Below are 22,381 nucleotides of genomic sequence, written 5' to 3' on the forward strand. Positions count from 1 at the left end.
CACTCGCAAAACAAGTCAAAAAACATGCAGCAGCACCTATATAAGCTAAGCATATCTTTGTAGAAATATTAAATAATAGTTTTGCACAGTACGCTCACAAAATTGATAGTGTTTATGAAATCCCCTACACTTCCGACAAATACCTTCGTGAAACTTCTTCAATTCCGTAGTCTTTCAAGAAACCACTCACAGCTTCAAAGGGCAGCTTACCTTTTCCACCGCACTTTTCTACAAACGCTTCGAGCTTATCAGGCCTATCCAGGTCATCAGTAGTCATTATCACCGTATGCCCCTCTTCAGCGTAACGAGCCAATAAAGGTGAAACGTCAGCACTTGCATTTGCAATGTCGATTATTGGTTTTCCAGTGGCAATATATTCGACTATTTTACTTGGAATCATAGAGCAATTGGTATTCTCTATATTCACTAGAAAGTCCGCTTCGCCTATCACCCTAGCGACACTGTCACGTTCCAAAGGACCATGCCACTTAATAGTGGAATTGCATACAGAAGCTAAATCCACACCATTACTGGCACCATAGATATCAAATATGATACGACGGTCGTTACTTGCAGCGAAAAGCGCACTAAGCCGCTCTATTATAGCCGCGGCCAAAAAAGGTTCTCTAATTCCACGATGGAAATTCCCGATAAACACTAGCCTTGTAACTAGCGGATCAGTAAGTTCCTGAGTATTAGAGTAAACGCTTTCAATATCTGCCAAATGCGGAATGACATGGGCATTGCTCATGCCCCCAAAAGACGAAAAATAATCGTCGTAGGTATTATTGCTGGTAAAGCAAACCTTACTAGCGCGCTTAATAACAGACGATTCAACGCAAGAATTCAGCCGCCGGTAAAGAAAAATATTATTATTTGGCATAGAAATAGAGGTAGAAAATGGATCACCATAGTCTGCCACCCAGTGGAATTTTTTACGACTTAGCTTAAAAAACAGCAAAACAGCCAAATGAGCAGTAAACGAAGGAGAATAGCTTACAACCAAGTCGTAACGTACTTCCCTACGTTTAAAGAGTTCTTTCATGGCATAAAAAAACCAATGCCAGAGCCCATCAGGCCAATATATTTTTCTATAAAAAAATCTAGCTACTTTTTTAAATACTGAAAATACGCTCGTTTTTTTCCCAGCAGTTTTCGTACCGGAGAGTTGCTCAACTTGAATTTTTTTAGCTGGAATAAACCCTACTCGAGTAACATCCACACCATTTATGCATTCTGTATTGGACGTACCATTAACTTTCGAACAAACGACATCTACCTCAAAACCTTTAGCTGCCCAGTATTCAGCAAGTTGAGCCCAACGATATGCGTGCGCGTCCACCATAGGTTTATAATAATAATTAACCAACAGTACTTTCAATTGACCTCTCCTTGCTAGCATTCCATATCATCAACAGCGCTATGACTAAATAACCCATAACCATGCTGAGCAAAGGTCCCAAGTCCGAACTTATCAAAGCAAATATAGGTGTGACTGCCACCATTACTAAAAAGCCAATTAAAACACCCTTGAGCATTGCTCTATAGCTGTTGAATGCGAGAAGCTGATTTACCGCTACTGTTGAAACCAATGAAATAGCCGAACAAGAAGACAGGATGACAAAAGCGGTCCGTAAACCAGGATATTTACCGCCGTCAACATACGGAATAGCCCACCATATGAATGCAATAGCGATGATTAAACACAGCATTGCCACCGGTAGCACTTTGTAAAACGCGCTGGTTTGAGCTCTGATGATATCTTTCCTGTTGCAAAACCTAGCGATCACCACGGTATTTACAGCCATTATCGCCATGGAAAATATCGCCTGATATCTCATAGCGGCGCCGTATGTAGATATAAGCGTCTCGTTCCGCATCACCGTAGCGATAATGAACGGGTAATAGGGTATCGCCCCACCCAAAACTGAGTAGAGCACCACATCTCCCCTAGAGAAAAAATACCTAGCGGATGATACAAGTTGCCCCCAAGAAAACGAGGAAGATTGTTTCTTTTGAGCAGCATTGTTGGACAGCATATACAACAGACTGTTTGCGAAAATCGCCAACAGCGCGTAGGTACCTAACGCAAAAAAATCATTCGCTATATAAGGCACACTCACCGCAGTTGCGAACTTCAAATACAGCAAACCAAGCCAAGTAGCGTTTCTTAACATATCCACGAATGAATATATAAAAAAGCGCTCTTCCTTCTGCTTCTTAATTCGCTGCACTTGATACTTCGTGCACAAATAGGTCAAAACCAACGTCAAAATCGAAGCGCGCACATCTGCATGAAAGAAAATATATGCGGAGACAGCAAGGCCGAACACCAATATTAAGACGAAGCTACTGAGAGCACCCTCTTTTTCATAATTTTCATGATCAGATATATACAGCCTTTCAACAATACCGCCGATTATCTGATACGTCATCATACTTGCCGTGAAAACCACACTAAATTGTGCGAATTCACTTATCGATAGATATTTAATCAAAACCAATGACGCTAGCGCCAGAAAAGCTTTGGAAATTCCATCGACAACAAATAGAACCAGCATTGGGCTCATAAAGCTTTTAGACTCTGTTTAATATACCAAGGCATCGTTTTCTCTATGCCCTCATTGATTCTGAAAGCCGGTGCATAGCCCAGCAAGCGACCAGCTTTAGATATATCCGCCAAAGAGTGCCTAACATCCCCTCCACGAAAATCTCCGAATATTGGGGACAGCTTGTACTCATATCCATGCCCAGACAGACAATTAGACAGGTATACAAATAATTGATTGAGCGTCGTTCGCTCGCCAAATGCTACGTTGTAAATGTTATTTTTTGCGGTCTCATCTGCAGTAGCAGCGAGCAAATTAGCCTGCACAGCATTTTCGACGAAACAAAAATCTCGACTGGTTTCGCCATCACCATTAATCGATATATTTCCACCGGAAATCATGGATGCCGTCCATTTAGGGATTACCGCTGCATAAGCTCCTGCTGGATCCTGCCGCTTACCAAATACATTAAAGTAGCGCAGACCGATGGTATTAAAATTATATGTTCTGGAAAATACCTCGGCGTACAACTCATTGACGTACTTGGTCACAGCATAGGGGGAGAGAGGTCTACCAATAGTATCTTCTACTTTTGGGAGGCCAGGATGATCACCATACGTTGAACTAGACGCCGCGTAGGTAAAGCTCTTTACCTCAGCGTCCCTCGCCGCAACCAGCATATTGAGGAAACCGTCAATATTCGTACTATTGGTTATTATCGGATCATTAATCGAGCGTGGAACTGAGCCAAGCGCTGCTTGGTGCAGCACGTAATCAACCGAAATTAATTCAGCATCATTTTCAGGCGATTGGAAGGTCATGGCCTTGCGGCAGTCTTCGAGTTTGCGAATATCTCCCTCGACTAACTGGAAATTCTTCCAACGTAGATCACCTACAATAGACTCAACCTCATCAAGATTACGCTGATGGCCGGTAGCAAAGTTATCCAGACCGACAATTCTCTGATCCAGCATAAGCAGCGTTTCCAGAAGATTGGAGCCAATAAAGCCGGCAACCCCTGTAATCAACCAAGTCTTGGGTGTTTTGCGTAATTCAACTAACAATTGTTCGTAGCGAGTCATGTCTATATCCGATCCAAATCATTATACTTAATGTGTATTTACCAACTAAGCGTTGACTATTCACTAAAGACGCAAATCAGATTGCTCGGCACTCAAAATATATTTAAGGTCGTACAGTACATGGTCGGGCTTACCTAGGCGGCGGATATTATCAACACCTAACTCGGCAAACTGACTGTGTGCAACGGCTAGAATAATGCCGTCGTATGCACCGACTTCGGCCTCTTTGATCGGTGTAATATTATACTCATGTTGAGCTTCAGCGGTATTCACCCAAGGATCCAGAACATCTACTATAATATTGTATTCAGCCAGCTCTTTTACAATATCGATAATTTTAGTATTGCGCAGATCTGGACAATTTTCCTTGAAGGTCAAACCCATAATCAGAACGCGAGCGCCATCAACATGGATACGACGTTTTACCATTGACTTTACTAATTGGGAAACAACATAAGCGCCCATGCTATCGTTCAAGCGACGGCCAGCGAGAATGATTTCGGGATGATATCCGATCGACTGTGCCTTATGAGTCAAATAGTACGGATCTACTCCTATACAATGACCTCCGACCAAGCCTGGGCGGAACGGAAGAAAATTCCATTTGGTACCAGCTGCCTCTAAAACGGCCTGGGTATCAATTCCCATTTTATTGAAAATAAGTGCCAGCTCGTTAATAAGTGCAATATTTAGATCGCGCTGGGTATTTTCAATCACCTTGGCAGCTTCAGCAACTTTTATACTACTGGCCTTGTGTGTACCAGCAGTAATAATCTGATTGTATAACTCGTCAACGAGATCAGCGACTTGCGGATTTGATCCCGACGTAACTTTTTTGATTGTGGTGACACGGTGCTCTTTGTCACCTGGATTTATACGCTCCGGGCTATAGCCTGCATAGAAATCAACATTGAACCGCAGTCCCGAGACCCGTTCCAATACCGGAACACAATCCTCTTCAGTAGCACCGGGATATACCGTAGATTCGTAAATTACAATATCACCCTTCTTTAAAACTTTCCCGATAGTTTCGGAAGCTTTAATAAGAGGAGTCAAATCCGGCTGGTTATATTTATCGATGGGAGTCGGCACAGTAACAATATATGTATTACAGGTATCAAGTTCGCCAATATCAGAACTATAAGTCAATAGCGAAGCTTCTTTCAGTTCGGCGTCACTTACCTCTAGGGTAGCGTCATGCCCCGCATTGAGCGCATCGATACGCGACTGGTTGATATCAAAACCGACCACAGACCTCTGCTTGCCAAACTCCACCGCCAATGGCAGACCAACATAACCCAGACCTATAATAGCAAGTTTAATATCTTTCAATTGATACATAATCAGAAGCCTAAATAATAGAATGAATAATTTTTATCAACGCTCAATATTTTTTTCATATCAACGCCATCCATAATCCATTAGAAATAAATAACTGTTCAACTCTTGGATTAGACCTCGAACCCAGAGGAAGCATAATTATCCATTTCTCCATTGAAAAGCGCATACTCCTTGCCAGATTACATATCTCCCAGGCGTCGTTATCCAGTTAGTATTTTCCGTTGAAATTGGACGCACCTTATATAAAGCGGACCCTTTATCTAAAATTTTTATCGCGCATCTTGAATCGTCAAAAAAAAAGTAGCCGCTTTCGCGAGCACACGCTGGAGCAATAAAAAAAGTGAGGATTTCAGACCGGAATCTTTCTCCGCGACAGAGAAGGTGGTTCACCACTCGGTACAAACTTGCGAAAGCCAGGCCGGCAAGAGTCAACTGCCTGAACGGCGGTCTTGCGGAGACGAACAACGCAGGTCGCACTTCGCGACTTCGGTGAGCCTCATGACCACCTCGGATGACAGAGCCTTCAGGTGACCTTGGCGGCCGGGAGAATATTTCATTCGAGCGAGGGCCGCAGAGCGGCTTGGCTGACTCAAAAGCCAAAGCGCCACGGCATTTTTTAATGTGTTCCTTGTTATTTAGAGATTGGCTTCCCACATCGCCCGCTCTAACCCGCATCGGATTTCCTTCCCGCCGTCAAGCAAAAAAAACCGTCTAAACTGTTTTTTATCAAAACCATGCAGCCAACGTGCATTTTTCAGGACATTATGCCTGCCTGCAAGCCAACGGTAACGCAATTGAATTATTATACGACCACTGGAGCAGATTCCGTTACTCGAAATTGAAATTTGGAATCATGAATTTTCTGGTCTGGATCAACCCCGCTGCCACAGACTCGCTGAACGCGGATTGCTCAACAGATTCCAACGCCAGCATGGATGGATCGATTACTGAGAAGACTAATAGCGAGGAACCACGAGAAGTAATTGCGAGAAATACGAAACAAAGAAGTTTGCCATGTAGTAATTGTATTTAGGAGGTGTATCAACCGCAGGAAAATACCCCCCTATAGGAAAAACCTGAAATCTCACCCTTTATCTTGCCCTACAGGCTTTTCTCTGGTAACAAAACCTCTAAAAAGTGCAAGTAACACTCCGAGAGCTAGCCCCAGCAAAGCACCTACCGCATAGATAAATACTTTCTTTGGTTTGATGGGCGATTCTGGCAGTTGAATCTCTCCGTCCTCGCGATATACGGCTACATCCTGTTCAGGGATATTTAACCCCTTCAGCAAATCCGAACTGGCTTCCAGTTTGCGCAAATCTTCTATAAAGGGGTCATCGGCTTCACGCGCTTCCAGATTTTCGATTTCTGCTCTTAAGGCTTTTGCACCGCGCATGTATATAAGCGGGCCTTCCATACTCCCAGACAAATCAGCAGAGAGATTTCCAGAAATAATTAGAGGCTTCTCAAGACCAATTGCCTCCGATATCTTCAAAGCCTCTCGCAATTGAACAATAGAATCTTCTCGAGTCTTCCGTGCTCTTTCGCGATGCATATCCATTTGTTGATCTAGATTTCGAGCCTTCCCTTGCGCTTCACGCAGAGCATTCTGAATAACCTCTTGCGTGGCAACAACACCCGCCCTGTTGATATAGCCCGCCGCCCAGTCTGCAGCCTGCTTTGGATCGTATCCTTGAAAAGCTACTGTGTATCGGTCAACCAAGTCTTTGCCTGGAGGAGAGATCTTCAACCGGGAGGAAAACGTTAAGTACAACATATCTGGCGACTGCTTTTTTTCAGCTTCGCTCAACGAGTGCAGATAGGTATCTTCGAAGAACGCCCGCTTTAACGACTCTGACTGCAAGTTCCGCAGGAAAACGTCGTAAACATCTTTTCCAGAAAAGGGGACCAACTCGGAGTTCTTATCACGTCCAATATTGAAACTTACTATTTGACTTTGCTTGGGAGGCAATACGTAAACTTTAGCTTCGAAGACGGGGACACTGAGATTTGCATAAAGCACTGCGACCAAAACAAACAGGCCTGTGACACTCAATATCAATAGTTTCTGAGAAAACAGCATCCTGAATATTTCAAGCACATCAATTTCGTCAACTCGAGGCTCAAAATCATGGCTATTTGGCATTATCGTATCGCTTCCCTTATTTTTTTGTGAGACCAGCATGCTATAAGCAAAATAAAAAATAGCAGAGATCCGTTTACATAATAATTGTTACAGAAAGCGCTGTAGATAAAACCTTTAAACTGAACAGCTCTTTTATAGATTTCAGCACACCATCAACCTGGATAGGACTTAATGTTCTGTGACTCCATGCCGATGCGACGACACGCGGCGTCTGCGCACCACGACGCCAAGGGCGAGAACAGGCCCTATTGCCATGCCCAACAAGAGAGCAAGAATGACAACAAGCGAAGCGGGCAGATCAGGGGCGCCCCAACCGAATAACGTCAGCTTTATCGGATTCTGATTCTCGAGCACAAATGCGAAGCAAATTAAGGCGATAACCAGGAAGAGCACAGTCAAGATGACGCTTTTAACTCGGCGCATTATCAGCCCTCTTCACTTGTGTTCATAAATTCCACTGCCCTCTTCCTCCTCATTCACTCGATCCCGAAGCTCCTTGCCCGGCTTGAAATGCGGAACAAATTTTCCATCAAGGCTCACAGACTGGCCGGTCTTTGGATTACGACCCACACGCGGCGCACGATAGTGCAGAGAAAAGCTGCCGAAACCACGGATCTCGATACGGTCGCCGGTAGCCAGGCACTGGGACATTTGTTCAAGCATGGTCTTGATGGCCAGCTCCACATCCTTGGATGAGAGTAGCCCTTGATGGGTGACAATTCGTTCGATCAACTCCGACTTCGTCATATTTTTCCCTTCTTTTTCAAGCAGCTAGATCAGCGCTTGAAAGGTTTTAGCACGCCCGGAAGATTTTGAACAGCCCAGGGATTGACATATCTTCCTTGGCGCCGAAACGCCTTTTTTCAGTGCACAAAAGCACAAGCCGAAGCAGCAAACACTCATCGACACATGACCAGCATGGTTCGAGTGACGTAGCCTGCGGGATTGAAGCCAAACGGATATTCATCTTCATCCTTGGCCTGATCAGATCGGGTGATTACCCTATAACCTGCCCCCTTACACTCCTTAGCTGCGCGCTTCTGGCATTTCTCCCAACCCGAACCCAGCCCAGAGCAGTCGATCTCGATACCGCTGACGCCACGCACGGCATGCGTTTTGGCGCTTGTGGTGCAGCCAGCCAATACCAACACCGCAACCAACACAATAAATCTGTTCATCCACTTCCTTATGCCAGGCTACGCCCGACTACTGCACGACTAATACCCAGCTTAGTCGCGAATAGGCGATTGATCCGATTAAAGAAACAGACAACCCGCTGAAGGGATTGGTTTCACCAAACTCCACCCCCAACCGTACCGCACAAATCGCAGGCACAAAAAAGGGCGACCGAAGTCGCCCTTTTTCATGATCAAGCAGAACTTAGTTCTGTTTGGCCATTGCTTGACGCAGCAGTGCCGCCATAGTGGTGTCAGCTGCTTCGCCTTCCGGAGCTGCTTTCAGGCTCTGGATGGCTTCTTTCTCTTCAGCATCGTCTTTCGACTTGATCGAGAGCTGGATTACGCGGCTCTTGCGATCAACGCTGATGATCTTGGCTTCAACTTCCTGGCCTTCTTTCAGAACGTTGCGCGCGTCTTCAACGCGGTCACGGCTGATTTCGGAGGCTTTCAGGGTTGCTTCGATGTCGTCGGCCAGAACGATGATGGCGCCTTTGGCGTCAACTTCTTTCACGGTACCGGTCACGATAGCGCCCTTGTCGTTAACCGAGACGTACTCGGAGAACGGATCGCTTTCCAGTTGCTTGATGCCCAGGGAGATGCGCTCGCGCTCTGGGTCAACCGACAGGATGACGGTGTCCAGCTCGTCGCCCTTCTTGAAACGACGTACGGCTTCTTCGCCCACTTCGTTCCAGGAGATGTCGGACAGGTGAACCAGACCGTCGATGCCGCCGTCCAGACCAATGAAGATACCGAAATCGGTGATCGACTTGATGGTGCCGGAGATCTTGTCGCCCTTGTTGAACTGGCCAGAGAAGTCTTCCCATGGGTTCGACTTGCACTGCTTGATGCCCAGGGAGATACGACGACGCTCTTCGTCGATGTCCAGAACCATGACTTCCACTTCGTCGCCGACTTGTACGACTTTCGAAGGGTGGATGTTCTTGTTGGTCCAGTCCATTTCCGAAACGTGTACCAGACCTTCAACGCCTTCTTCCAGCTCAGCGAAGCAGCCGTAGTCGGTCAGGTTGGTTACACGAGCGGTAACGCGAGTGCCTTCTGGGTAACGGGCTTTGATAGCAACCCATGGATCTTCGCCCAGTTGCTTCAGGCCCAGGGAAACACGGTTGCGTTCGCGATCGTATTTCAGAACCTTGACGTCGATTTCGTCACCAACGTTGACGATTTCGGAAGGATGCTTGATACGCTTCCACGCCATGTCGGTGATGTGCAGCAGGCCGTCCACGCCACCCAGATCGACGAATGCGCCGTAATCGGTGAGGTTTTTGACGATACCTTTGACTTGCTGGCCTTCCTGCAGGGATTCCAGCAGAGCTTCACGCTCGGCGGAGTTCTCGGCTTCCAGGACGCTGCGACGGGAAACGACAACGTTGTTGCGCTTCTGGTCCAGCTTGATGACCTTGAATTCCAGCTCTTTGCCTTCCAGGTGCGTGGTGTCGCGCACTGGACGGACGTCAACCAGGGAACCTGGCAGGAACGCACGGATGCCGTTAACGTCGACAGTGAAGCCGCCTTTAACCTTACCGTTGATAACGCCCTTGACCACTTCCTCAGCTGCGAAGGCTGCTTCCAGAACGATCCAGCATTCAGCGCGCTTGGCTTTTTCACGGGACAGCTTGGTTTCACCGAAACCGTCTTCAACCGAATCCAGAGCAACGTGAACTTCGTCACCGACATTGATAGTCAGGTCACCAGCATCGTTGTAGAACTGTTCCAGCGGGATGAGTGCTTCAGACTTCAGGCCAGCGTGAACGGTTACCCAGCGAGCCTGGTAATCGATATCAACGATAACACCGGTGATGATGGAGCCTGCCTGAAGGTTCAGGGTCTTTAGGCTTTCTTCAAAGAGTTCCGCAAAGCTTTCGCTCATTTTAATTCCTGTAGATGAGGGCGAAGAATACGCCCATCTCCACACCCCAGACGGTGTGGGTTAGTTTCATTTAAAAGAAGCACTGCAGGACTATGACTGGTCCCCTGCGGCCTTCTTGGTCACCCGGCGATATCGCGAATGGCGATCTCGCTCATGATGCGTTCAAGCACCTGATCGATGGACAACTCCGTTGAATCCAGCTGGATCGCATCAGCCGCCGGCTTGAGCGGGGCTACTGCGCGCTGGGTATCACGCTCGTCGCGTGCACGGATCTCATCTAGCAGACTCGACAGACTAACATCCTCGCCTTTGCCCTTCAACTGCAAATATCGGCGGCGCGCCCGTTCCTCGGCGCTGGCGGTCAGGAAGATCTTCAATGGCGCATCAGGAAAAACCACCGTGCCCATGTCGCGACCATCAGCCACCAGGCCCGGCGCTTCCTGAAAAGCACGCTGGCGCTGCAGCAGCGCCTCGCGCACGGCCGGCAACGCAGCCACTTGGGACGCGCCGGCACCGACGCTTTCAGTACGGATGACATCGCTGACTTCATCACCCTCAAGGATGATGCGCTGCAGCTGACCTTCGGTCGCCGCGATGAATTGCACATCCAGATGAGCGGCCAGTTTCTTCAGCAACTCTTCATTGGTCAGGTCGACACCATGGTTGTGCGCAGCAAACGCCAGCAGGCGATACAGCGCACCGGAATCCAGCAGGTTCCAGCCCAGACGCTTGGCCAGAATACCGGCGACCGTGCCCTTGCCCGAACCGCTAGGCCCATCGATGGTGATGACCGGTGCAATGTTTTTCACGACTGAGCCTCTTGAGCCACACGAATGCCGACCTGCGCGCACAACGCGAGGAAGTTCGGGAACGACGTCGCGACGTTGGCGCAATCATGGATGCGGATCGGTGCAGTGGCGCGCAGCGAAGCCACGCTGAAAGCCATGGCGATACGGTGATCACCGTGACCATGCACTTCGCCGCCACCGATCTGGCCGCCATCGATGATAATGCCGTCCGCGGTCGGCTGGCATTTGACGCCCAGCGCCAGCAGGCCGTCCGCCATCACCTGAATGCGATCCGACTCCTTGACGCGCAGTTCTTCAGCACCGGTCAACACGGTGCGACCTTCGGCACACGCCGCCGCCACGAACAGCACCGGGAATTCGTCGATGGCCAGTGGCACCAGCGCTTCCGGAATCTCGATACCTTTCAGTTTAGCTGCGCGAACGCGCAAGTCAGCTACAGGTTCGCCGCCGACTTCACGCTGATTTTCCAGAGTGATATCGGCACCCATCAGACGCAGTATGTCGATGACGCCGGTACGGGTCGGGTTGATGCCAACGTGCTCCAGCACCAGCTCGGAACCTTCGGCGATCGACGCCGCCACCAGGAAGAACGCCGACGACGAGATGTCGCCCGGCACTTCGATGTGGGTAGCGGTCAGCTTGCCGCCGGACTCGACCGATGCGGTGGCGCCATCGACGCTTACCGGGTAGCCAAAACCGCGCAGCATGCGCTCGGTATGGTCACGGGTCGGGGCCGGCTCGGTCACGGTGGTCTTGCCTTCCGCGTACAGACCCGCCAGCAGCAGGCAGGACTTCACCTGCGCACTGGCCATCGGCATGGTGTAGGTCAGACCCTTGAGCTTGTGCCCGCCACGAATGGTCATCGGCGGACGACCTTCGGCAGCGGTTTCGATCACGGCGCCCATTTCACGCAGCGGATTGGCCACGCGATTCATCGGACGCTTGGACAGCGACGCATCGCCGGTCAGGGTGCTGTCGAAGTTCTGCGCCGCCAGCAGGCCGGACAGCAGACGCATCGAGGTGCCGGAGTTGCCCAGATAGATCGGACCCGGCGCAGGCTTCAGGCCGTGCAGGCCGACGCCGTGAATGGTCACACGACCGTGGTGCGGGCCTTCGATGACCACGCCCATGTCGCGAAATGCCTGCAAGGTCGCCAGAGCATCTTCGCCCTCGAGGAAGCCTTCAACCTCGGTCACGCCTTCGGCCAGCGAGCCGAGCATGATCGAACGGTGGGAAATCGATTTGTCACCTGGTACGCGAATCCGACCGGACAGGCGGCCACCAGGTTGAGCCAGGAAAATCAGATCGTTGGAATTCATAGCGTCCACATAGGCCCTGCGGGCCAGGATTTTACTGAAATGCTCGCGGGCAACCCGGGCGCGCGTGAAGACGCCCAACAATTGGTGCCCATCCCCTGCATCGACCGCGTCGCGCAAGGCGTCGAGGTCGCTGCGAAATGTATCGAGTGTGCGCAGGACAGCCTCGCGGTTGGCGAGGAAGATGTCGTGCCACATCACCGGGTCGCTTCCGGCGATTCTTGTGAAATCGCGGAAACCGCCCGCAGCGTAACGGAAGATCTCAAGGTTTTCATTGCGTTTGGCCAACGAGTCGACCAGACCAAAGGCCAGCAGGTGCGGCAGATGACTGGTCGCAGCCAGCACTTCGTCGTGGCGCTCGACCTGCATGTGCTCGACGTCGGCACCCAGTTCGCGCCACAGACGATCGACCACCGCCAGTGCCGCCGGATCGGTTTGCTCGAGCGGCGTCAGGATCACCTTGTGCCGACGGAACAGCTCGGCATTGGAGGCTTCCACCCCACTCTGCTCGGAACCGGCAATCGGATGGCCCGGGACGAAACGCGCCGGCATGCCGCCGAACGCCTCGGTCGCCGCACGCACCACATTGCCTTTGGCGCTGCCGACATCGGTCAGAATCGCCTGGCCCAGATCAACACTCGCCAGACGCGCGAGCACCTTCTCCATGGCCAGAATCGGCACTGCCAGTTGAATCACGTCAGCGCCCTGACACGCAGCGATCAGGTCATCCTCACAACGATCCACCACACCCAACTCGACCGCCAGCTTGCGCGATTGCGGGTCGAGATCGACCCCGACCACTTCGCGGCAGATACCGCTTTCACGCAAGCCTTTGGCAAACGAACCACCGATCAATCCCAGACCGACCACCACAAGGCGACCGATCATAGGTGCAGCAGATTGCAGAGCAGTGACATCACCCACGAGCCAGAACCTTACGCAGCGCTTCGAGGAAGCGGCTGTTTTCCGCCGGCAGACCGATGGTCACCCGCAGGTGGTTCGGCATGCCGTAATTGGCCACCGGACGCACGATCACGCCTTCACGCAAAAGCCCCTGGAAGACCGGCGCGGCTACCTGACCGAGATCGACGCAGATGAAATTGCCCTTGGACTCGATCCAGCTCAAACCCAACTCACGAAAACCTGCCTGCAACTGCAGCATGCCGGATTCGTTGAGCTGACGGCTCTGCGCCAGATACTCGTCGTCCTTCAACGCCGCACAGGCCGCGGCCAGGGCCAGGCTGTTGACGTTGAACGGCTGGCGTACACGGTTGAGCACATCCGCCACCACCGCAGTAGACAGGCCATAACCCACGCGCAGCGCTGCCAGGCCATAGGCCTTGGAAAAGGTGCGCGATACCAGCAGATTCGGGTACGCCGCGAGGAAATCCAGACCGTCCGGCAGATCACTGCCTTCGGCGTACTCGATGTACGCCTCGTCCAGCACCACCAGCACGTGCTCCGGCACGTCCTGCAGGAACTCGTCCAGCGCTTCGGCGCCGAACCAGGTGCCGGTCGGGTTGTTCGGATTGGCGATGAATACCACGCGGGTATTGGCGTCGATGGCCGCGAGCATCGCAGGCAGGTCATGCCCCCAATCCTTGGCCGGAACCACTTTGGCCTGCGCACCGACAGCTTGGGTCGCGATCGGGTAAACGGCGAACGCATGCTCGCTGAACACGGCGTTCAGGCCCGGCGCCAGATAGGCGCGCGCCACCAGCTCGAGGATGTCGTTGGAGCCGTTGCCCAGGGTCACCTGATTCAGCTCGACGCGGCACTGCTCGGCCAGCAGCGATTTCAGCGCAAAGCCGTTACCGTCCGGATAGCGGGTCAGCTCGGCAAGCTCTTCGCGGATCGCCGCCAGCGCTTTCGGACTGGCACCCAGCGGGTTTTCGTTACTTGCCAGTTTGACGATCTTTGCCGGATCCAGATCCAGCTCGCGCGCCAGTTCGTCCACGGGCTTGCCCGGAACGTACGGCGAAAGTTGTTGCACGCCCGGCTGTGCCAGAGCGAGGAAGTTGCCACTCATTTGCTACCGCCCCTTAGAGAACTGCTTTCGGGTAGGAACCCAGCACTTTGAGTGCTACTGCTTCCTGACTGATCTTTTCCAGCACACCTTTGATCAGCGGATCACGGTGGTGGCCGACGAAGTCGATGAAGAACACGTAGGTCCATTTGCCGCTGCGCGACGGACGGGTTTCGATCCGGGTCAGGTCGATCCCGTTGTCATGGAACGGCACCAGCAGCTCATGCAGCGCGCCAGGCTTGTTGCTCATCGAGACGATGATCGAGGTCTTGTCGTCGCCGGTCGGCGGCACTTCCTGGTTACCGATCATCAGGAAGCGCGTCGAGTTGTCCGGACGATCCTCGATCTTCTCGGCCAGACGCGTCAGACCATACAAGCCCGCAGCCATGTCGCCGGCAATCGCCGCCGAATTCCACTCACCCTTGACCCGCTTCGCCGCTTCGGCATTGCTCGACACTGCCACGCGCTCGACATTCGGGTAATGCGCGTCCAGCCACTTGCGGCACTGGGCCAGCGATTGGGCGTGGGAGTAGATGCGACTGATGCTGTCGGTCTTGGTGTTTTCACCGACCAACAGGTGATGGTGGATGCGCAGCTCGACTTCGCCGCAGATCACCATGTCGTGTTCGAGAAAGCTATCGAGGGTGTGGTTGACCGCGCCTTCGGTGGAGTTCTCCACCGGCACCACGCCAAAGTTCACCGCACCCGCTGCCACTTCACGGAACACTTCGTCGATCGCTGCCATCGGTTTGCTGATCACCGCGTGGCCGAAGTGCTTCATGGCCGCCGCCTGGGTGAAGGTGCCCTCAGGGCCGAGGTAAGCCACTTTCAGCGGCTGCTCGAGCGCCAGGCACGAGGACATGATTTCGCGGAACAACCGCGCCATCTCTTCGTTGCCCAACGGCCCCTGATTGCGCTCCATCACGCGCTTGAGCACCTGAGCTTCACGCTCGGGACGATAGAACACCGGCACTTCGCCTTCGGCCAGCGAGGCCATCTTTACTCGCGCAACTTCCTGGGCGCAGCGGGCACGCTCGCTGATCAGCTCCAGGACCTTGCTGTCCAGAGCGTCGATGCGAACGCGCAGTGCCTTGAGTTCTTGCTCGGACATCAGCCGTGTTCCTTCTCGAATTCAGCCATGTACGCCACCAGCGCGTTGACGGCGTTGATGTCGACGGCGTTGTAGATGGAGGCGCGCATCCCGCCCACGGAGCGGTGGCCCTTGAGGTTGAGCAGGCCGCGTTCGTCGGCACCGGCGAGGAACGGTTTGTCCAGACGATCGTCAGCCAGACGGAACGGCACGTTCATCCACGAGCGGTCCGACTTGTTGATCGGGTTGCTGTAGAGGCCGCTGGCGTCGATGAAGTCATACAGCGTGCGCTGCTTGACGTCATTCAGTTTGGCGATCGCTTCGACGCCGCCCTGCTCTTTCAGCCACTGGAACACCAGACCGGAGAGGTACCAGGCCAGGGTTGGCGGGGTGTTGTACATCGAGCCGTTGTCGGCCGCGACCTTGTAGTCGAGCATGGTCGGGCACAGTGCACGAGCCTTGCCCAGCAAGTCTTCGCGAATGATGTTGACGACGATGCCGCTCGGGCCGATGTTCTTCTGTGCGCCGGCGTAGATCATGCCGAAACGCGAGATGTCGACCGGACGCGAGAGGATGTCCGAAGACATGTCGGCCACCAGCGGCACATCACCGGTTTCCGGGATCCACTGGAATTCCAGACCGCCGATGGTTTCGTTCGGCGCGTAGTGAACGTAAGCGGCGTCTTTCGACAGGTTCCACTCGTTCTGGCCAGGAATGGCGAAATAGTCGTAAGGCTTGGCGGTGGCAGCAACATTGACGTGACCGTAGCGCGAAGCTTCTTCGATAGCTTTCTGCGACCAGATACCGGTGTCGATGTAGTCGGCGCTGCCGCCTTCAGGCATCAGGTTCAGCGGGATCTGCGCGAACTGCTGGCTGGCGCCACCCTGCAGGAACAGCACTTTGTAGTTCGACGGGATATTCAGCAGGTCACGCAGGTCCTGCTCGGCCTGGGTGGCGATGGACACGAACTCATCACTGCGATGGCTCATTTCCATGACCGACAGACCCTTGCCGTGCCAATCAAGGAGTTCACCCTGGGCACGCTGCAGGACAGCTTCAGGAAGCGCCGCAGGACCGGCACAGAAGTTATAGGCTCGCTTGCTCACATCCAATCTCGCTCTGATTTGGTGGTATCACGCATTACATCATCAGCCGACACAAATCGAATGTGGGAGCGGGATTGCTCGCGAAAGCGGTTGGACTGGCGACATCGTCATTGAATGTCAGTCCCTCTTCGCGAGCAAGCCCGCTCCCACAATGGATCTTCATGGGTGTCGAAATTTCATACCGGACAAATAACAAGGGGGCGAATTTTCATCCGCCCCCTCGCTTGTCCGCTTATTCCTGCGGCTCTTCGTCAGCTGCGGCGTCGAGTTGCTGGTCCTCGGCAACGTCGTCGATCACGACATCCCCTTCGAACCCGGCACCCTCTTCACCTTCAAGCTCGTCGCCTTCGACTTCCGATGGCTCCTGAACCCGCTCCAGACCGACCAGGGTTTCGTCCTTGGCCAGTTTGATCAGGGTCACGCCCTGGGTGTTACGGCCCAGGCTCGACACTTCGTCGACACGGGTACGTACCAAGGTGCCCTGATCGGAGATCAGCATGATTTCTTCGCCGTCGAGCACCTGAACCGCACCGACCAGACGGCCGTTACGCTCGTTGCTGACCATGGCGATCACGCCCTGGCCGCCACGCTTGTACTCAGGGAACTCGGTGATCGCGGTGCGCTTGCCATAACCACGCTCGGAAGCGGTGAGGATCTGGCTGCCTTCTTCCGGGATCAGCATCGAAATCAGCTTCTGCCCTTCCGGCAGACGCATGCCGCGCACACCGCGGGCGGTACGGCCCATGGCACGCACGTCGGACTCTTTGAAGCGCGTGACCTTGCCGCCGTCGGAGAACAGCATCACTTCGCGCTCGCCATCGGTGATGGCCGCGGAAATCAGCACGTCGCCTTCGTCCAGCTCCAGCGCGATCAGACCGACGCTGCGCTGACGGCTGAAAGATTCCAGCGGGGTCTTCTTCACGGTGCCGTTGGCGGTCGCCATGAAGATGTAGTGACCTTCGGTGTATTCCTCGACCGGCAGCATCGTGGTGATGTATTCACCGTCATCCAGCGGCAGCAGGTTGACCAGCGGACGACCACGGGCGGCGCGGGACGCTTCCGGAATTTCGTAAGTCTTCAGCCAGTACACCTTGCCCTTGCTGGAGAACAGCAGCAGCGTGGTGTGACTGTTGGCCACCAGCAGGTGAGCGATATAGTCCTCATCCTTGACGCCGGTCGCCGATTTACCTTTGCCGCCACGACGCTGTGCCTGGTACGCAGCCAGCGGCTGAGTCTTGGCGTAGCCACCGTGGGAGATGGTCACGACGCGCTCTTCTTCCGGGATCATGTCGCCCAGGGTCAGGTCGAGACGCGCATCGAGAATCTCGGTGCGACGCACGTCGCCGTATTCGGCGCGGATCACTTCCAGCTCTTCGCGGATCACTTCCATCAGGCGCACGGCGCTGTTGAGGATGCGGATCAGCTCGCCGATCTGGTTGAGGATCTCTTGATACTCGGCCAGCAGCTTCTCGTGCTCCAGACCGGTCAGACGGTGCAGACGCAGTTCCAGAATGGCTTGCGCCTGTTCTGGCGACAGGAAGTACTTGCCTTCGCGCAGACCGTATTGCGGATCGAGATTTTCCGGACGGCACGAATCGGCGCCGGCACGTTCAACCATCGCGACTACGGCGCTGGATTCCCAAGGGGTGCTGACCAGTGCTTCCTTGGCTTCCGACGGAGTCGGCGACGCCTTGATCAGAGCGATCACCGGGTCGATGTTCGACAGGGCAACGGCCTGACCTTCGAGAATGTGACCACGCTCGCGGGCCTTGCGCAGTTCGAACACGGTACGGCGGGTAACCACTTCGCGACGGTGACGGACGAAGGCTTCCAGCAGATCCTTGAGGTTCAGAATCCGCGGACGGCCGTCGATCAGCGCAACGATGTTGATGCCGAATACCGATTGCAGCTGGGTCTGGGCGTAGAGGTTGTTGAGGATCACCTCAGGCACTTCGCCGCGACGCAGTTCGATCACGACGCGCATACCGTCCTTGTCGGACTCGTCGCGCAGCTCGGTGATGCCTTCGAGTTTCTTCTCTTTTACCAGCTCGGCGATCTTCTCGATCAGACGCGCCTTGTTCAGCTGATAAGGGAGTTCGGTAATGACGATCTGCTGACGGCCACCGACCTTGTCGATGTCTTCGATGATCGAACGGGCACGCATGTAAATGCGGCCGCGACCGGTGCGGTAGGCTTCGATGATGCCGGCACGACCGTTGATGATCGCGGCCGTCGGGAAGTCCGGACCGGGGATGTATTGCATCAGCTCATCGACGGTCAGCTCGGGATTGTCGATGAGGGCCAGGCAACCGTCGATGACTTCACCGAGGTTGTGCGGCGGAATGTTGGTCGCCATGCCCACGGCGATACCGCTGGAACCGTTGACCAGCAGGTTGGGGATGCGCGTCGGCATCACCGCCGGGATCATTTCGGTGCCGTCGTAGTTCGGCACCCAGTCCACGGTTTCTTTATGCAGGTCAGCCAGCAGCTCGTGCGCCAGCTTGGTCATGCGCACTTCGGTGTATCGCATGGCCGCGGCGTTGTCGCCGTCCACCGAACCGAAGTTGCCCTGACCGTCAACCAGCAGGTAGCGCAGGGAGAAAGGCTGAGCCATGCGGACGATGGTGTCGTACACCGCGGTATCACCGTGCGGGTGATACTTACCGATCACGTCACCGACAACACGGGCAGATTTCTTGTACGGCTTGTTGAAGTCGTTGCCCAGCTCGCTCATCGCGAACAGTACGCGACGGTGCACGGGCTTGAGGCCATCGCGCGCATCCGGCAGTGCACGGCCGACGATTACGCTCATCGCGTAGTCGAGGTAGGACTGTTTCAGCTCGTCTTCGATATTGACCGGGAGGATTTCTTTGGCCAGTTCGCCCATGAGAAGCCTGATTCCTTTTTCTGGTGAAACTTCGTCATGTCCATATGGGATGAACGAAGCTCGTCGGGGCAGGCTGAGTGCCATGCGCCGACTTACGACAAATCAACAAATCGAACCGTGGATTTGCGCAGTAAAGACAGCTCCGTGAAGCTGCCTCGGAAAACGCCGGATGTTATCACAAGAGCCGCCACGCACCTATCCCCCAGATGCGCATGGAGCATAGTTAGTTGACCGATGACAGGCGTAAAGGGGACGAGAGAGGCTCAGAGCTTCTTTGAATGCAGATTTTGAGGCTGATTTGTGGATGTTTATTGACTTTTAGGGCCCCTTCGCGAGCAAGCTCGCTCCCACAATGTTCTGTGGCATGCACAAACCCTGTGGGAGCGAGCTTGCTCGCGAAGAGGACAACGCAGACATCAAGCCAATCAATGCAGGCGCTTGCGGCACATCAACTGGGCCATTTTCGCCGTATCCGGCCGCTCGACGATGCCCTTCTCGGTAACGATCGCATCGATCAGATCCGCCGGCGTCACGTCGAACACCGGATTGAACGCCTCGACGTCCGCGCCCACGCGCTTGCCACCGACTTCCAGCAGCTCGGCGCCGTCACGCTCCTCGATCGGAATGTCGTCGCCGCTGGCCAGATGCATGTCGATGGTCGAACTCGGCGCCACCACCATGAAACGCACGCCATGGTGCATGGCATTGACCGCCAGTTGATAGGTGCCGATCTTGTTCGCCACGTCGCCATTGGCGGTGATCCGGTCAGCGCCGACGATCACCCAGGTCACGCCTTTGGTCTTCATGATGTGCGCAGCCGCCGAGTCGGCATTGAGCGTCACAGGGATGCCTTCGTTCGCCAGCTCCCAGGCCGTCAGGCGTGAGCCCTGCAGCCACGGCCGGGTTTCATCGGCGTAAACCCGCTCGACCATGCCTTCCAGATACGCCGCACGAATCACCCCCAGCGCCGTACCGAAGCCACCAGTGGCCAGCGCGCCAGTGTTGCAGTGGGTCAGGATTGCCTGAGCATTGCCCTGATGCTTGCGGATCAGATCGACGCCGAGCTGGGCCATGGTCAGGTTGGCTTCGCGGTCGCTTTCATGAATGGCAATGGCTTCGGCTTCCAGCGCCACCAGCGGATCGGCATTGTCCTTCAGGCGATCGAGCCGATCGTGCATGCGATTCAGCGCCCAGAACAGGTTGACCGCCGTCGGCCGCGAGTCGGCCAGCAGAGCGAAATCCTCTTCCAGCGCCGCGTACCAGTCGCCGCCTTCGGCCACGCGGGCGCGGGCCGCCAGCACAATGCCATAGGCCGCGCTGATGCCGATCGCCGGTGCGCCACGCACTACCATCGAACGAATCGCCTCAGCTACACCGGCAGCGCTGGTGTAGGCAATCCAGGTTTCCTCGAACGGCAAAATACGCTGATCCAGCAGGTGGAGCGCGCCATCTCGCCAATCGATGGCCTTTACTTTCTCCGCAGCCAACAGTCGATCGCGCATCCCTCACCCCGCACTCATGAACAAAAGCCGCCGATTATAGCGATCCCCCCGCGAAGACGCTCGGGTATACTTCGCCATCCTTTACAAAAGCACTGGAACCGACCCTCGATGCCGAAACCTGCCATTGCGCTCGACTTATTATTGCTGCCGACCTGGCTGGTACCCGTCGAACCCGCAGGCGTTGCGCTCAAGGAGCATGGCCTGGGCATTCGCGACGGTCGCATCGTGTTTATCGGCCCGCGCGCCGAAGCATTGAAGTGTAACGCCACTGAAGTCCGCGAATTGCCGGACGTATTGCTCGCCCCGGGCCTGATCAACGCTCACGGGCACGCGGCGATGACCCTGTTCCGTGGCCTGGCCGACGATCTGCCGCTGATGACCTGGCTGGAAAACCACATCTGGCCGGCCGAAGCCAAATGGGTCGATGAAGAGTTCGTTCGTGATGGCACTGATCTGGCGATTGCCGAGCAGATCAAGGGCGGCATCAGCTGTTTCTCGGACATGTACTTTTTCCCCAAAGTCGCCAGCGAGCGCGTGCACAACAGCGGCATTCGCGCACAGATCGCGATTCCGATCCTCGATTTCCCGATTCCTGGCGCCGCCAGTGCCGATGAGGCGATTCGTCAGGGCGTCGAGCTGTTCGGCGATCTGAAGCATCACGAACGGATCAAGATCACCTTCGGCCCTCATGCACCCTACACCGTGGGCGACGAGAACCTGGAAAAAATCCGCGTGATCGCCGAAGAGCTGGACGCGTCGATTCACATGCATGTCCACGAGACCGCCTTCGAAGTCCAGCAATCACTGGAGCATCGCGGCGAGCGGCCACTGGCCCGCCTCGGTCGCCTCGGCCTGCTCGGCCCGCGCTTCCAGGCGGTGCACATGACCCAGATCAGCGATGACGATCTGGCATTGCTGGTAGAAAGCAACACCAGCGTGATCCACTGCCCGGAATCGAACCTGAAGCTGGCCAGCGGTTTCTGCCCGGTGGAGCGTCTATGGCAGGCTGGCGTGAACGTCGCCGTCGGCACCGATGGCGCCGCCAGCAACAACGACCTCGACCTGCTCGGCGAAACCCGCACTGCCGCGCTGCTGGCCAAAGCCGTCGCTGGCTCGGCCACCGCGCTGGACGCCCATCGTGCGCTACGCATGGCCACGCTCAACGGCGCCCGAGCCTTGGGCATCGAGGCGCAGGTCGGCTCGCTGGAGATTGGCAAGGCTGCGGACATCGTCGCGTTCGACCTGTCCGGCCTGGCCCAGCAACCGGTCTATGACCCCGTGTCGCAGCTTATTTATGCCACCGGCCGCGACTGCGTGAAACACCTGTGGGTCGCCGGTAAACAGTTACTCGACGACCGGCGCCTTACCCGTCTGGACGAACAACAGCTGGGCGCCACCGCCCGGGCCTGGGGCCAGCGCATCAGCGGCCACACCGAATCGTAAACACTGCGGAGCAGACTC

The 22,381-nt window shown here is 54.5% G+C and carries 17 protein-coding genes; 1 reads left to right on the forward strand and 16 read right to left on the reverse strand.

The features are described 5' to 3' along the window. Positions 1-124 precede the first annotated feature (124 nt). The 16 genes from ACS4NR_RS13415 to mtnA all read right to left on the reverse strand — a co-directional run bounded on the left by ACS4NR_RS13415 (position 125) and on the right by mtnA (position 20,920). Positions 125-1,381 (reverse strand): glycosyltransferase, encoded by a 1,257-nt coding sequence (locus ACS4NR_RS13415; protein ID WP_456020341.1) that lies wholly within the window; start codon positions 1,379-1,381, stop codon positions 125-127. Continuing rightward, positions 1,362-2,570, reverse strand: a complete 1,209-nt coding sequence (locus ACS4NR_RS13420) for a hypothetical protein (RefSeq protein ID WP_456020342.1) — start codon at positions 2,568-2,570, stop codon at positions 1,362-1,364. Before ACS4NR_RS13420 ends, ACS4NR_RS13415 begins: the two co-directional genes overlap by 20 nt. Next, complete coding sequence (locus ACS4NR_RS13425) at positions 2,567-3,631, reverse strand: NAD-dependent epimerase/dehydratase family protein (protein WP_456020343.1); 1,065 nt, start codon at positions 3,629-3,631, stop codon at positions 2,567-2,569. Before ACS4NR_RS13425 ends, ACS4NR_RS13420 begins: the two co-directional genes overlap by 4 nt. A gap of 63 nt (positions 3,632-3,694) precedes the next feature. Then, positions 3,695-4,972, reverse strand: a complete 1,278-nt coding sequence (tviB, locus tag ACS4NR_RS13430) for a Vi polysaccharide biosynthesis UDP-N-acetylglucosamine C-6 dehydrogenase TviB (protein ID WP_456020344.1) — start codon at positions 4,970-4,972, stop codon at positions 3,695-3,697. Between the two features lie 1,084 nt (positions 4,973-6,056). Further along, positions 6,057-7,157: an LPS O-antigen chain length determinant protein WzzB gene (locus ACS4NR_RS13435; RefSeq protein WP_456020345.1), complete on the reverse strand. Its 1,101-nt coding sequence runs from the start codon at positions 7,155-7,157 to the stop codon at positions 6,057-6,059. A gap of 129 nt (positions 7,158-7,286) precedes the next feature. After that, positions 7,287-7,541 (reverse strand): lipopolysaccharide assembly protein LapA domain-containing protein, encoded by a 255-nt coding sequence (locus tag ACS4NR_RS13440; RefSeq protein WP_456020346.1) that lies wholly within the window; start codon positions 7,539-7,541, stop codon positions 7,287-7,289. A gap of 12 nt (positions 7,542-7,553) precedes the next feature. Beyond that, positions 7,554-7,865, reverse strand: coding sequence for an integration host factor subunit beta (gene ihfB / locus ACS4NR_RS13445; protein WP_456020347.1), 312 nt, complete (start codon positions 7,863-7,865; stop codon positions 7,554-7,556). A 152-nt stretch (positions 7,866-8,017) separates the two neighbouring features. After that, a complete protein-coding gene (locus ACS4NR_RS13450; protein WP_135296310.1) occupies positions 8,018-8,296 on the reverse strand; it encodes a hypothetical protein in 279 nt (92 codons plus the stop codon). A gap of 202 nt (positions 8,297-8,498) precedes the next feature. Further along, complete coding sequence (rpsA, locus tag ACS4NR_RS13455) at positions 8,499-10,184, reverse strand: 30S ribosomal protein S1 (protein ID WP_027612422.1); 1,686 nt, start codon at positions 10,182-10,184, stop codon at positions 8,499-8,501. A 119-nt stretch (positions 10,185-10,303) separates the two neighbouring features. Continuing rightward, positions 10,304-10,993, reverse strand: coding sequence for a (d)CMP kinase (gene cmk / locus ACS4NR_RS13460; protein ID WP_007963625.1), 690 nt, complete (start codon positions 10,991-10,993; stop codon positions 10,304-10,306). After that, complete coding sequence (locus ACS4NR_RS13465; protein WP_243753574.1) at positions 10,990-13,197, reverse strand: bifunctional prephenate dehydrogenase/3-phosphoshikimate 1-carboxyvinyltransferase; 2,208 nt, start codon at positions 13,195-13,197, stop codon at positions 10,990-10,992. Before ACS4NR_RS13465 ends, cmk begins: the two co-directional genes overlap by 4 nt. Positions 13,198-13,225: 28 nt before the next feature. Beyond that, complete coding sequence (gene hisC, locus ACS4NR_RS13470) at positions 13,226-14,338, reverse strand: histidinol-phosphate transaminase (RefSeq protein ID WP_456020348.1); 1,113 nt, start codon at positions 14,336-14,338, stop codon at positions 13,226-13,228. 13 nt (positions 14,339-14,351) lie between these two features. Beyond that, positions 14,352-15,446, reverse strand: coding sequence for a prephenate dehydratase (gene pheA / locus ACS4NR_RS13475; protein ID WP_003226907.1), 1,095 nt, complete (start codon positions 15,444-15,446; stop codon positions 14,352-14,354). Beyond that, a complete protein-coding gene (gene serC, locus ACS4NR_RS13480; protein WP_095137262.1) occupies positions 15,446-16,531 on the reverse strand; it encodes a 3-phosphoserine/phosphohydroxythreonine transaminase in 1,086 nt (361 codons plus the stop codon). Before serC ends, pheA begins: the two co-directional genes overlap by 1 nt. 232 nt (positions 16,532-16,763) lie before the next feature. Next, positions 16,764-19,418 carry a DNA gyrase subunit A gene (gyrA, locus tag ACS4NR_RS13485; protein WP_027612418.1) on the reverse strand — a complete coding sequence of 885 codons (2,655 nt, stop codon included), beginning with the start codon at positions 19,416-19,418 and terminating at the stop codon, positions 16,764-16,766. Between the two features lie 425 nt (positions 19,419-19,843). After that, positions 19,844-20,920, reverse strand: a complete 1,077-nt coding sequence (gene mtnA / locus ACS4NR_RS13490; RefSeq protein ID WP_096794920.1) for an S-methyl-5-thioribose-1-phosphate isomerase — start codon at positions 20,918-20,920, stop codon at positions 19,844-19,846. A 108-nt stretch (positions 20,921-21,028) separates the two neighbouring features. On the opposite strand from mtnA, the gene ACS4NR_RS13495 reads away from it, so the two are divergent. Beyond that, positions 21,029-22,363, forward strand: coding sequence for a TRZ/ATZ family hydrolase (locus tag ACS4NR_RS13495; protein WP_456020349.1), 1,335 nt, complete (start codon positions 21,029-21,031; stop codon positions 22,361-22,363). The last annotated feature ends 18 nt before the right edge of the window (positions 22,364-22,381 follow it).

Source organism: Pseudomonas sp. JQ36, from assembly GCF_053851495.1.